The organism is Azoarcus sp. KH32C (assembly GCF_000349945.1).
Lineage (GTDB): Bacteria > Pseudomonadota > Gammaproteobacteria > Burkholderiales > Rhodocyclaceae > Aromatoleum.
Genome location: NC_020516.1, coordinates 1,310,242 through 1,323,495, shown reverse-complemented (window position 1 = coordinate 1,323,495; position 13,254 = coordinate 1,310,242). Strand labels below are relative to the sequence as shown.

Sequence of the window (13,254 nt, the reverse complement as noted above, 5' to 3'; positions counted from 1 at the left end):
GCCGAAGCTCACCCCGCTCGCGCGCGGCGCTGTGCGAGCGCCCACGCGACGTGCTCACGCACGAGCGGCGACGGATCGTCGGCACGCGCCTGCAGCGCCGCGAGCACCTCGGGCGAACTGGGCGCATTGCCCAGCCCCACGGCCAGGTTCCGTAGCCAACGCTCGTAGCCGATGCGGTAGATCGCGCTGCCGGCCATGCGCTCCATGAACTCCGCTTCGCTCCAGGCCATCAGTTCGACCAGACGTGCCCGGTCCAAGCCATGCCGCGGCTGGAAATCGGCCTCCGCCCCGAGCCGCGCAAAGCGGTTCCATGGGCACGCCAACTGGCAGTCGTCGCAGCCGTAGATGCGGTTGCCGATCAGAGGGCGCAACTCCTCGGGAATCGCGTCCTTCAACTCGATCGTCAGATAGGAGATGCAGCGCCGGGCATCGACACGATAGGGGGCGACGATCGCGCCGGTCGGACATGCGTCGAGACAGGCATGACAGGTCCCGCAGTGCGGCTCGGCGGGAGGCGAAACCGGCAAGGGGAGATCGGTGAAGATTTCGCCGAGGAAGAAATACGAGCCCGCCTTGCGATCGAGCAGCAGCGTGTGCTTGCCCCGCCAGCCCAGCCCCGACCGGCTCGCGAGTTCCACTTCCAGCACCGGCGCAGAGTCGACGAACACGCGAAACCCGTGCGGCGCGGCCGCAGCCATGCGCTCGGCGAGCTTCTGCAGGCGGTTGCGCATCAGCTTGTGGTAGTCGCGCCCCAACGCGTAACGCGACACGTAAGCACGGTTCGCATCGCCGAGCGCGTCGCCCGCCTCCGCCGCATCGGGCCAATAGTTCATGCGCGCGCTGACGACCCGCACGGTTCCCGGCACCAATTCCGCGGGACGCGCCCGCTTCATGCCGTGCCGCGCCATATAATCCATCTCGCCGTGAAACCCGTCCGCGAGCCAGGCCGCGAGCCCGGGCTCGGCGCTTGCGAGATCGACGTCCGCGACCGCCACGGCATCGAAACCCAGTTCGCTGGCCCAGATACCGATCTGCGCGACGAGTCCATGCAGCGACGTGCTGTCCGCAGCCTCCGACGAGACTTCCTGATGATCCAGATTCTTCACCCTGCAGATAATACCGGCAGCCCCCTCGCGGCGCACCTCGACAACGAGGCCGACACCGAGGCAGCCGGCGCCGCGCTCGCCGCAACGCTGCATGCCGGGCTTGTCATCTACCTGCGCGGCGATCTCGGCGCAGGCAAAACGACGCTCGTCCGAGGCGCCTTGCGCGCACTCGGTCACACCGGAAAGGTCAAAAGTCCCACATACACCTTGATTGAACCTTACGTTGTTTCTAGATTAGACTTATATCACTTTGATTTTTATCGCTTCGCAGTCCCAGAGGAATATCTGGAAGCCGGGCTGGACGAGTACTTCGCCGGAAATGGCGTGTGTTTGGTGGAATGGCCGGACAAGGCCGCACCCTACATCGCCGCGCCGGACCTCGAAGTACGACTCACAGTATCCGGCGCGGGCCGGCGCATGGAAGCACTGGCACTGACGGAGGCAGGACGGACATGCATAAGCAAACTGCATTCGGGACTGAACAGGATCCCCCAGTAACCGCTCGTTCGGGCATCTCCCGCCGCGAGCTGCTCAAGTTCGCCGGCGCCAGCCTGACGCTGCTCGTCAGCCCCGTCGGCATGGCCGCGACCAGCGTGCTGGGCGTGCGCGTGTGGCCCGCCGCCGAATACACCCGCATCACGATCGAAGGCACGACGCCACTCAAGTTCACCCACATGCTGGTGAAGGACCCGGATCGTCTCGTCGTCGACCTCGAAGGCGTCGAATTCGACAGCGTGCTGCAGTCGCTGCCCTCCAAGGTCCTCGAGTCCGATCCCTACATCAAGCTGATCCGCGCCGGCCGCAACCGCCCAGGCGTCGTGCGCCTGGTCGTTGAATTGAAGGCCGAGATCAACCCGCAGGTGTTCCCGCTCGCGCCGGTCGCGAACTACGGCCACCGCCTCGTCCTCGACCTCTATCCGACCACCCCGGTCGACCCGCTGCTCGCGCTGATCCAGAAGTCGTCGCCGCTCGATGCCGCCGCGGGCCAGCCCAATCCCGAACCCGGCAACGCCGCGGCGCAAGCCCCGAATCCGCAGCCGCCGACGACGACTGCCCGTCAGGAAGCGCCGCCCGAACAGCGCAACACACCCGCGCGCAGCAATCGCCCCGCGGCGAACCGCCTCATCACGATCGCGCTCGACCCCGGCCATGGAGGGGAAGACCCCGGCGCAGTCGGCTCGCGCGGCAGCTTCGAAAAGCACGTGACGCTATCGATCGCGCGCCGCCTCAAGCAGCGCATCGACAACGAACCGAACATGCGCGCGATGCTGACGCGCGACGGCGACTACTTCGTCCCACTGCAACAACGGGTATCCCGCGCCCGGCGCGTCGAAGCCCACCTCTTCGTCTCGATCCACGCCGACGCCTTTGTACGCCCCGACGCCCGCGGAAGCTCTGTCTTCGTGCTGTCCGAAGGCGGCGCGTCGAGCACGGCTGCGCGCTTGCTCGCACAAAAGGAAAACGAGGCCGACCTCATCGGCGGCATCAACCTCGCCAAGCAAGACGGCCACCTCGCCCGCACCCTGCTCGACCTCTCGCAGACCGCGACGATCAACGACAGCCTCAAGCTCGGCAAGGCCGTGCTGAACGAACTGGGCGACATCAACACGCTGCACAAGGGACAGGTCGAACAGGCCGGCTTCGCTGTGCTCAAGGCGCCGGACATTCCGTCGATCCTCGTCGAGACCGCCTTCATCAGCAATCCCGAGGAAGAGCAGCGACTCAACGATGAGGCCTACCAGGACAAGATGGCTGATGCGATCCTGCGCGGCCTACGCCGCTACTTCCGCGACACGCCGCCCGCGGGGCGCAACAAGGTCGCATAACAGCTTGGATCGACCGCCCGCACGCGCCAAGAGCCCCCTGTTGCCGTTATAATTACGGCTTTTTTCAGGCGGTTATGCAGGTCTTTCGCGGGATTCCCGAGCACGCCGCACAGCCCTCGGTGCTCACCATCGGCAATTTCGACGGTGTGCATCGTGGCCACCAGGCGCTGCTCAAGCTGCTCACCGATACCGCGCGCGCACGTCAGTTGCCCGCCGTGGTGCTCACGTTCGAGCCCCATCCGCGCGAATACTTCTCTCCCGCCGACGCTCCCGCCCGCCTCGCCTCGCTGCGCGAGAAGCTCCTGCTGCTGGCGGCGAGCAGCGTCGATCGCGTCCATGTCTGCCGTTTCGATGCGCGCTTCGCGGCGCTCACGGCCGACCAGTTCATCGACGACATCCTCGTGCGCGGCCTCGCCGTGCGCCACCTGATCATCGGCGACGACTTCCGCTTCGGCGCGCGCCGCCAGGGTGACTTCGCGATGCTGCAGGCGCGCGGCGCCGCCGCCGGGTTCTGCGTCGAAGCGATGCACACCCTCGACATCGGCGGCGAACGCGCCTCCAGCTCTGCCGTGCGCGAAGCCCTTGCGGAAGGCGACCTCGACCATGCGGCGCGCCTGCTCGGCCGCCCCTACAGCATCGCCGGCCGCGTCATCCGCGGCGACCAGATCGGCCGCAAGCTCGGCTTCCCGACCGCCAACATCCAGATGAAGCATCGCCGCCCGGCCCTCTCGGGCGTGTTCGCGGTGAGCGTCGAAGGACTCGGCGATGCACCGGTCGCCGGTGTCGCGAACATTGGCGTGCGCCCTTCGGTGACGAGCGCCGGCCGCCCTACGCTCGAAGTGAATCTCTTCGACTGGAACCGCGACTGCTACAACGCCCACCTGCGCGTGCATTTCGTCAAAAAGCTGCGCGACGAGACCAAGTTCGCCTCGCTCGACGCCCTCAAGGCCCAGATCGCCAAGGACGCGGCCGACGCCCGCGCCTGGTTCGCCGACCACCCAGTTGGTAATCCTACTTGACCCTATTGGCTCCTGCCGCCGGAACCCACCATGGCTGACTACCGCAAGACCCTCAACCTGCCGGACACCCCCTTCCCGATGCGTGGCGATCTCGCCAAGCGGGAACCGGGCTGGATCGCCGCATGGCAGCAGAAGAAGCTGTATCAGAAGATCCGCAAGGCCGCGGCTGGCCGTCCGAAGTTCATCCTGCACGACGGCCCCCCGTACGCCAACGGCGACATCCATATCGGCCATGCGGTGAACAAGATCCTCAAGGACATCATCGTCCGCTCCAAGACCATGGCGGGCTTCGACGCACCTTACGTGCCGGGCTGGGACTGCCATGGCCTGCCGATCGAGCACCAGATCGAAAAGCAGCACGGCAAGCACCTGCCCGCAGACCGCGCGCGCGAACTGTGCCGCGAATACGCGGGCGAGCAGATCGAGCGCCAGAAGAAGGACTTCATCCGCCTCGGCGTGCTCGGCGACTGGGACAACCCCTACCGCACGATGCAGTTTTCGAACGAGGCCGACGAAATCCGTGCGCTCGGCGAGATGTATCGCAAGGGCTTCCTGTTCAAGGGCCTGAAGCCGGTGAACTGGTGCTTCGACTGCGGCTCGGCGCTCGCGGAAGCCGAAGTCGAATACCAGGACAAGAAGTCGCCCGCGATCGACGTCGGCTTCCTGCTCGCCGATGAAGAGCGCGCCAAGCTCGCGCGCGCCTTCGGCCTCGACGCACTGCCGGAGCAACCGGTCTACATCGTGATCTGGACCACGACCCCGTGGACGATCCCGTCCAACCAGGCGCTCAACGTCCATCCCGAGCTGATGTACGAACTGGTCGAGACGCCCAAGGGCCTCGTGATCCTCGCCGCCGAACTGCGCGCCTCCGCCCTCGAACGCTACTCGCTCGAAGGCCGCGTGCTCGCTGCCGCCCGTGGCGTCGCGCTCGATCGCATCCAGTTCCGCCACCCCTTCTACGACCGCGTCTCGCCGGTCTTCCTCGGCGACTACGTCGCGGCCGATGCCGGTACCGGCATCGTGCATAGCGCGCCCGCCTACGGTCTGGACGACTTCAACTCGTGCACGCGCTACGGCATGCGCAACGACGAGATCCTGAACCCCGTGCAGGGCGACGGCGTGTTCCACGAAAGCCTGCCCTTCTTCGGCGGCCTGTCGGTGTGGGACGCCAACCCGAAGATCATCGAGAAACTCGCCGAAGTCGGGAGCCTCTTCGCCTCGGGCAACCTCACGCACAGCTACATGCACTGCTGGCGCCACAAGACGCCGGTGATCTACCGCGCGACCACCCAATGGTTCGTCGGCATGGACCGCCTGCCCGGCCGCGAGGCGGTCGAAGCCGGCGCGCCGACGCTGCGCGAGCTCGCGCTGAAGGCCATCGACGAGACCCAGTTCTTCCCGTCCTGGGGTAAGGCGCGCCTGCACTCGATGATCGCCAACCGTCCGGACTGGTGCGTGTCGCGCCAGCGCAACTGGGGCGTGCCGATCCCGCTGTTCCTGAACAAGGAAACGGGCGAGCCGCATCCTAAGAGCCTCGAACTCCTCGAAGAAGTCGCCAAGCGCGTCGAGAAGGAAGGCATCGACGCCTGGTTCAAGCTGGAGCCCACCGAACTCCTCGGCCCTGAGGCCGCGCAATATGACAAGATGCGCGACACCCTCGACGTCTGGTTCGACTCCGGCACCACGCACTGGACGGTGCTGCGTGGCTCGCACGCCGACGTTAGCCGCTGGCCGGCCGACCTCTATCTCGAAGGCTCGGACCAGCACCGCGGCTGGTTCCATTCGTCGCTCTTGACCGGCTGCGCCGTCGATGGCCGCGCGCCTTACGACGGCCTGCTGACGCACGGCTTCGTCGTCGACGGCCAGGGCAAGAAGATGTCGAAGTCGAAAGGCAATGTCGTCGCGCCGCAGGAAGTCTCGGACAAGCTCGGCGCCGAAATCCTGCGCCTGTGGGTTGCCGCGACCGACTACTCGGGCGAGCTGACGATCTCCAAGGAGATCCTCGACCGCGTCGTCGAGGTCTATCGCCGCCTGCGCAATACCCTGCGCTTCCTGCTCGCCAACACCGCGGACTTCGACATCGAGAAGAACGGCGTGCCGGTCGGCGAGTGGCTGGACATCGACCGCTACGCACTCGAACTCACCCGCCGCCTGCAGGAGCAAGTCACGGTCGACTACGGGCGCTACGAGTTTCACAAGATCGTTCAGGCGCTACAGAACTTCGCTGCCGAAGACCTGGGGGCCTTCTACCTCGACATCCTGAAGGACCGCCTCTACACGACGCAGGCCGACTCGCCGGCACGCCGCGCCGCGCAGACCGCACTGTGGCACATCACGCAGGCGATCACCCGCATGATGGCGCCGATCCTCAGCTTCACCGCCGAGGAAATCTGGCAGATCGTCGGCAAGGATGTGGAAGACAGCGTGATGCTGCACACCTGGCACGTGCTGCCCGACGCCGCCGGCGACGCCGAGAGCGCCGCGCGCTGGGAACTGATCCGCGAATCCCGCGCCCAGGTCCAGAAGGTGCTCGAAGGCCTGCGCACCGACGGCAAGATCGGCTCCTCGCTGCAGGCCGAAGTCACGGTCCGCGCGAGCGGTGCGCGTTTCGACGCGCTCGCGAGCCTCGGCGAAGACCTGCGCTTCGTGCTGATCACCTCGCGCGCCGAGCTCGTCCGCGTCGCCGACGAGGCGGCCGAAGGCATCGACGCGGCGCCCTCGTCGCACGCGAAGTGCGGCCGTTGCTGGCATTTCCGCGAGGACGTCGGCAGCCACGCCGATCATCCGGAACTGTGCGGCCGCTGCCACGGCAACCTGACCGGCGCAGGAGAAAGCCGTACCCATGCTTGATTCCGCAAGTGCCCCGCGCGCCACGCGCGGCGGCATTCCGCTGACGCGGCGCTTCTACGGCTGGCTGGAACTCGCCGCGCTCGTGATCGGACTGGACCAGATCACGAAGTGGCTGGTCCTGTCGCGCTTCCAGCTCGGGGAAAGCCTGCCCGTGACGGACTTCTTCAGTCTCGTGCTTGTCTACAACCAGGGCGCCGCCTTCAGCTTCCTTGCCGACCATTCCGGCTGGCAGCGCTGGTTCTTCATCGTGCTCGCACTGGCGATCAGCGGCTGGTTGCTGACGATGGTGCGCCAGCACCAGCGCGAGGTCGTCCTGCCGCTCGCCTTCAGCCTCATCATCGGCGGGGCGCTCGGCAACGTCATCGACCGCGTCGTGCACGGCGCGGTCGTCGATTTCCTGTTCTTCCACGTCGGCCGTTACGGCTGGCCGGCGTTCAATCTGGCCGACTCGGCGATCACGCTCGGCGTCGGCCTGATGCTGTGGGCGCAGTTTCGCGCCACTCGTACCCCCCCTAGCCCGGAGAATCCTTCGTGACGCAATCCGTCCAACCCGACAGCCTGGTTACGCTGCACTACCGCATTGCCCTCGAAAACGGCCAGCCGCTCATCAGCACCTTCGAAGGCACGCCTGCCACGCTGCAAATGGGCGCCGGTGAATTGCTGCCGAGCCTCGAACGCATGCTTGCGGGACTCCCCGTCGGCACGCACCAGCAATTCACGCTCGCCCCCGAAGACGCCTTCGGCCCCTACAATCCGGAGCTGGTCGAACACGTCAAGCGCGAACACATGCCCGAGGAAGAGATCGAAGCGATGACGATCATGGAATTCGGCGCGCCGGACGGCACCCGCTACTCCGGCCTCGTGCGCGAGATCAACGACGCCTTCGCGGTCGTCGACTTCAACCACCCGCTCGCCGGCAAAACGATCCGCTTCGAAGTGGACATCATCGGCGTCGTCTAAGAACTTTCAACAGTTACCGGCCCCAACCCCAACGGAGCCCCCGCATGACCTCCAACGAAATCCTGCTCGCCAACCCGCGCGGCTTCTGCGCCGGTGTCGAGCGCGCGATCGAGATCGTCGAGCGCGCGCTGGAGCGCTTCGGCGCCCCGATTTACGTGCGCCACGAAGTCGTCCATAACAAGTTCGTCGTCGAAGGCCTGCGCGCGAAAGGCGCGGTGTTCGTCGAGGAACTCGACGAAGTCCCCACCGGCAGCACTGTGATCTTCAGCGCCCACGGCGTGCCTCAGACGGTTCGCCTTGAGGCCGAAAAGCGCGGCCTGCGCGTCTTCGACGCCACCTGCCCGCTCGTCACCAAGGTCCATATCGAAGTCGGGCGCATGCGCGAGCAGGGCCGCGAGATCGTCATGATCGGCCACAAGGGCCATCCGGAAGTCGAAGGCACGATGGGGCAGGTCAAGGACGGCATCCACCTCGTCGAAAAGGTCGAGGACGTCGCGATGCTCAATGTCGCCGATCCGGACAAGCTCGCCTATGTCACGCAGACCACGCTCTCCATTGACGACGCCGCCGCCCTCGTCACCGCCCTGCGCGAACGCTTCCCGAACATCATCGGCCCGAAGAAGGACGACATCTGCTACGCGACGCAGAATCGCCAGGATGCCGTGAAATTCATGACGCCGCAGGTTGACGTCGTGTTCGTTGTCGGCTCGCGCAACAGCTCGAACTCCAATCGCCTGCGCGAAGTCGCCGAGCTGCGCGGCGTACCGGCCTATCTCATCGACAACGCCGAAGGCATCGACCCGGCAATGCTCGAAGGCCGCAAGCGCATCGGCGTCACGGCCGGCGCCTCGGCCCCGGAAGTGCTCGTCGACGCGGTCATCGACCGCCTGAAGCAGCTCAGCAGCGGCTCGGTCCGCACGCTCGACGGCGTGCCAGAGCGCGTGACCTTCCCGCTGCCGAAGGAACTTCAGCAAGGCTGAAAATACTCCGGCGACCGATTTTTGACGCGCAGGTTGCCAAGGTCGGCGGAAGCAGGCTAAATATTCCGGAAAGGTCCCGCGCAAGCCCCGCGGGGCCGAGCAGGCGCTTCCAAGTGAGGCATTGCCGACCCGGCATGCCTCGTCTGAATCCAGTCTTGACGCACGAGGCTGCCCTTTGCTGCCATGAAACGTACACATTCGGACTGGTTTGCGATTCTCACCTCCTTCGCCGCCGCCACCGTCCTCGCGGGCTGTGACGGGCAGAGCGCGACTGCGTCGAAATCGGGCGAGCCCCCTGCGGAAGCGACTCGCCCCGCGCTGACCGTGCAGGTCGTCACCCCGAAGCCCGTCGCGTGGGAGCACACGCTCACTGCGAGCGGCAACATCGCTGCGTGGCAGGAAACGGTCATCGGCAGCGAGATCGGGGGACTGCGCATCGCGGAGGTCAAGGCCAACGTCGGCGACACGGTACGCAAGGGGCAGTTGCTCGTCGTGCTCGCCGACGACGTCATCCAGGCGGACCTGGCCCAGGCCCGTGCCGCCCTGCAGGAAGCGCGGGCCATGTACGCGGAGGCCCAGGCCAACGCGGACCGGGCACGTCGCTTCAAACCGACCGGCATGATGAGCGAGCAGCAAGTCACGCAATACCTGACGATGGAGCAGACGGCGCGCTCGCGCATCGACCTCGCGGCAGCGCGCGTCAAACTCGCCGAAGTGCGTGTCGGCCAGACCCGTATTGCCGCTCCCGATGATGGCCTGGTCTCCGCGCGAGCGGCCGCCGTCGGCAGCGTACCCCAGGCCGGGCAGGAACTCTTCCGCCTGATCCTGCGCAGCCGCCTCGAATGGCGTGCAGAACTCACTGCGGACGATTTCGCCGACGTCAGGCCCGGCGACATCGCACGCCTGACGATCCCGGGGGGGACGAAGATCACCGGAAAGGTGCGCAGCGTTGCGCCCTCCGTCGACGCCGTCACCCGCAATGGCATCGCTTATGTCGACCTACCCCCGTCCGAAGCCAAGGCCGGCGTGTTCGCGAAAGGGGAAATCGTTCCCGCGAGGTCCAAACAGGAATCGCGCCTGAGCCTGCCGCAATCGGCGGTGATGCTGCGTGAAGGCTTCTCCTTCGTGTTCCGCCTGGGCGAGGACCATCGGGTTGCCCAGGTCAAAGTCGCTACCGGTCGGCGCCAGCAAGACCGCGTGGAGATCCTGTCCGGCATTGAGGCTGGGGACCGCATCGTCGAGAGCGGCGGCGGTTTCTTGAACGATGGCGACCTGGTGGAGGTCGCCCCGGCCACACCGCCTGCCGCGCCCGAAAAGAGTTGAGGATCTCACGATGAACGTTTCGGCCTGGTCGATCCGCAACCCGGTTCCAGGCGTGCTGCTGTTCATCATGCTGAGCATCCTCGGCCTGTTTTCGTTCGCCCGGATGAAGGTCCAGAACTTCCCGGACGTCGATCTGCCGATGGTCGTGCTCACGGCGACGCTGCCCGGCGCTGCGCCCTCACAGCTTGAAACCGAGGTCGCGCGCAAGATCGAGAACTCGCTCGCTACGCTGCAGGGCGTCAAGCACATTTACACGAGGATCCAGGACGGCGTCGCGACGATCACGACCGAGTTCCGCCTCGAAAAACCCACCCAAGAGGCCATCGACGACGTCCGCGACGCCTTCTCGCGGATCCGCTCCGATCTGCCCGGCGACCTTCGCGACCCGGTGATCTCGCGCTTCAACCTGTCCGGCCTGCCGATCGTCACCTACACCGTTGCCTCCGACACGCTGGATGAGGAAAACCTGTCCTGGTTCGTCGACAACACCGTATCCAAGGCGCTGCTATCGGTCTCCGGCGTCGGCCAGGTGTCGCGCGTCGGTGGCGTCGCACGCGAAATCCGCATCGAACTGGATCCCGAGCGCTTGCTCGCCCTCAACGTCACCGTCGCCGACATCTCCCGCCAACTGCGCCGCATCCAGATGGAAACATCGGCCGGCCGCACCGACCTCGGCGGCAGCGAGCAAACCGTACGGACGCTCGCGACCGCACTGAGCGCGGAACAATTGGCCGCCATGGAGATCGTCCTCAGCGACGGCAGGCGCGTCGAACTCGCCTCGCTCGGACGCGTGGAAGACACCGTGGCCGAACGCCGTTCGACGGCGATGCTCGACGGCAAGCCCGTCGTCGGTTTCGAAGTCGTGCGGGCACGCGGCGCAGGCGAGATCGAAGTCGCCCGCGGCGTTGCCGAGGTCGTTGCATCCTTGCAGGCCGGCCACCCCAGAATCCGGATCAAGGAAGCCTACAACTTCGTCGATCCGGTCGAGGAAAGCTACAAGGGCTCGCTGTGGCTGCTCGTCGAAGGCGCAATCCTCGCCGTCATCGTCGTCTGGTTCTTCCTGCGGGACTGGCGTGCGACCTTCGTGTCGGCCACCGCCCTGCCGCTTTCCGTTCTTCCGGCCTTCGTCGGGATGGACTACTTCGGCTTCTCGCTCAACGTCGTGACCCTGCTGTCGCTGTCACTCGTCATCGGGATCCTCGTCGACGACGCGATCGTCGAGATCGAGAACATCGTCCGACACCTCGGGATGGGCAAGTCGCCGTATCAGGCCGCCATGGAAGCGGCCGACGAGATCGGCCTCGCCGTCATCGCGACCACCTTCGCACTGATCGCGGTCTTTCTCCCGACCGCCTTCATGAACGGCATCTCCGGAAAATTCTTCAAACAGTTCGGCTGGACCGCCACGCTCGCGATCCTCGCGTCGCTGCTCGTCGCGCGCCTGCTCACGCCGATGATGTCGGCCTACCTCCTGCGCCCCACCGCGCATGTGCCGACGCAAGGCAAGCTCACGCAGAAGTACCTCGCCTTTGTGACGAGCTGTCTGCGTCATCGGGCGCTCACGCTCATCGCCGCGACGGGCTTCTTCCTCGGGTCACTGGCGCTGATTCCGCTCCTGCCGACGACCTTCATGCCGCCCGACGACCTGTCGCAGACCCTCGTGTCGATCGAGCTGCCGCCCGGAAGCCGCTTCGAGGACACACTGCGGGCGGCCGAACAGGCACGCACAGTCCTCGCGCGCAACCCGAACGTCGTCCAGGTCTACACGGCGATCGGCAGCGGCAGCGCGGGTGCCGACGCCTTCGCGCTCGGAGGCGCGCCCGAGGTCCGGAAGGCCTCCCTGACGATCAACCTCACGCCGCGCAAGCAGCGCACGATCACCAAGCAGGCCATTGAGGCCCAGCTGAGGGACAGCCTGCGGGCCCTTCCCGGCGTCCGCGTCCGCGTCGGCCTCGGGGGCGGCGGCGAGAAGTACGCATTCTCGCTGAAGGGGGACGACAACGAAGCACTTCTTCGTATCGCGAACGCCGTCGAACGGGATCTTCGCAAGATCGGCGGCCTCGGCAACATTTCGTCGAGCGCAAGCCTCGTCCGCCCCGAAGTCATCATCCGTCCCGATTTCGCCCGAGCCGCGGACCTCGGCGTCACTGCGGCCGCCATCGCCGACTCGCTGCGCATCGCCACCAGCGGCGACTACGATTTCAGTCTGGCCAAACTGAATCTCTCCGAGCGCCAGGTCCCGATCGTCGTCAGGCTGCCCGAAAGCGCCCGCACCGACATCGAGTTGCTCGCCCGCCTCCCGATCCCCGGCAAGCGCGGCAACGTGATGCTGGGCAACGTGGCCGATATCAGCGTCGAAAGCGGCCCATCCGAAATTTCGCGCTTCGACCGCAAGCGCAACATCAACTTCGACATCGAACTGACGAACCGCCCGCTGGGCGAAATCCAGAAGGCGATCGCCACGCTGCCCAGCCTCCAGCACCTGCCACCCGGCACCTCCTGGGAGCCGATCGGCGACGCGCAGGAAATGCAGACGCTGTTCGAGAGTTTCGCGATCGCGATGGTCACCGGCGTGCTGTGCATCTACATCGTGCTCGTCCTGCTCTTCCACGAATTCGCGCAACCGCTGACGATCCTCGCCGCCCTGCCGTTGGCGCTCGGCGGCGCCTTCGTCGCGCTGCTGCTTGCCCGCAGCGGACTGTCGATGCCATCGCTGATCGGCCTGATCATGCTGATGGGCGTCACAAGCAAGAACTCCATCTTGCTCGTCGAATACGCCATCGTCGCCCGACGCGAGTTCGGCCTGTCGCGCTTCGATGCCCTCATCGACGCGTGTAGCAAGCGCGCCCGCCCGATCGTGATGACGACGATCGCGATGGGTGCCGGCATGTTGCCGATCGCGCTGGGCCTCGGCGTCGATCCCTCGTTCCGGGCTCCGATGGCGATCGCGGTGATCGGGGGCCTGGTGACGTCGACCTTCCTCAGTCTGCTTGTCATCCCGGTGGTCTACACGCTCGTCGCCGACGTACAAGCCTGGATCAGGCGGCGTCATCGCAGCGCCGAAACGCCTGGCGGACATCCTGCTGCACCGACCTCGCCTGGTCGGGGCGAAACCACGATCAGCCGCGCCTCGCAGGAACACTCGGCCGAGTTGCGGGGCTAAGCAGAACATCGCCGCACTCCGACTGTC

Annotated in this window: 10 protein-coding genes; 9 read left to right on the top strand and 1 reads right to left on the bottom strand. The window is 66.1% G+C overall.

Features of this window, described 5'->3' with window-relative positions; all coding sequences use genetic code 11:
• Positions 1-8 precede the first annotated feature (8 nt).
• Positions 9-1,106 (bottom strand): tRNA epoxyqueuosine(34) reductase QueG, encoded by a 1,098-nt coding sequence (queG, locus tag AZKH_RS05915; protein WP_369795090.1) that lies wholly within the window; start codon positions 1,104-1,106, stop codon positions 9-11.
• Here queG and tsaE point away from each other — a divergent pair.
• The 9 genes from tsaE (at position 1,089) to AZKH_RS05875 (ending at position 13,227) form a co-directional block, all read left to right on the top strand.
• Complete coding sequence (gene tsaE, locus AZKH_RS26700) at positions 1,089-1,604, top strand: tRNA (adenosine(37)-N6)-threonylcarbamoyltransferase complex ATPase subunit type 1 TsaE (RefSeq protein WP_015434836.1); 516 nt, start codon at positions 1,089-1,091, stop codon at positions 1,602-1,604. The genes queG and tsaE overlap by 18 nt on opposite strands.
• Positions 1,559-2,932: an N-acetylmuramoyl-L-alanine amidase gene (locus AZKH_RS05910; RefSeq protein WP_015434835.1), complete on the top strand. Its 1,374-nt coding sequence runs from the start codon at positions 1,559-1,561 to the stop codon at positions 2,930-2,932. Before tsaE ends, AZKH_RS05910 begins: the two co-directional genes overlap by 46 nt.
• Before the next feature lie 74 nt (positions 2,933-3,006).
• Complete coding sequence (locus tag AZKH_RS05905) at positions 3,007-3,951, top strand: bifunctional riboflavin kinase/FAD synthetase (protein ID WP_015434834.1); 945 nt, start codon at positions 3,007-3,009, stop codon at positions 3,949-3,951.
• A 30-nt stretch (positions 3,952-3,981) separates the two neighbouring features.
• Positions 3,982-6,801 (top strand): isoleucine--tRNA ligase, encoded by a 2,820-nt coding sequence (ileS, locus tag AZKH_RS05900; RefSeq protein ID WP_015434833.1) that lies wholly within the window; start codon positions 3,982-3,984, stop codon positions 6,799-6,801.
• Positions 6,794-7,336 (top strand): signal peptidase II, encoded by a 543-nt coding sequence (gene lspA, locus AZKH_RS05895; RefSeq protein ID WP_015434832.1) that lies wholly within the window; start codon positions 6,794-6,796, stop codon positions 7,334-7,336. The genes ileS and lspA overlap by 8 nt, the downstream gene beginning before the upstream one ends.
• Positions 7,333-7,761 carry a peptidylprolyl isomerase gene (locus AZKH_RS05890; protein WP_015434831.1) on the top strand — a complete coding sequence of 143 codons (429 nt, stop codon included), beginning with the start codon at positions 7,333-7,335 and terminating at the stop codon, positions 7,759-7,761. Before lspA ends, AZKH_RS05890 begins: the two co-directional genes overlap by 4 nt.
• A gap of 44 nt (positions 7,762-7,805) precedes the next feature.
• Positions 7,806-8,741: a 4-hydroxy-3-methylbut-2-enyl diphosphate reductase gene (gene ispH / locus AZKH_RS05885; RefSeq protein WP_015434830.1), complete on the top strand. Its 936-nt coding sequence runs from the start codon at positions 7,806-7,808 to the stop codon at positions 8,739-8,741.
• A 183-nt stretch (positions 8,742-8,924) separates the two neighbouring features.
• The gene (locus AZKH_RS05880; protein WP_015434829.1) at positions 8,925-10,064 is read left to right on the top strand and encodes an efflux RND transporter periplasmic adaptor subunit; all 1,140 of its coding nucleotides are present in this window, start codon (positions 8,925-8,927) and stop codon (positions 10,062-10,064) included.
• A gap of 10 nt (positions 10,065-10,074) precedes the next feature.
• Positions 10,075-13,227 (top strand): efflux RND transporter permease subunit, encoded by a 3,153-nt coding sequence (locus AZKH_RS05875; protein WP_015434828.1) that lies wholly within the window; start codon positions 10,075-10,077, stop codon positions 13,225-13,227.
• The last annotated feature ends 27 nt before the right edge of the window (positions 13,228-13,254 follow it).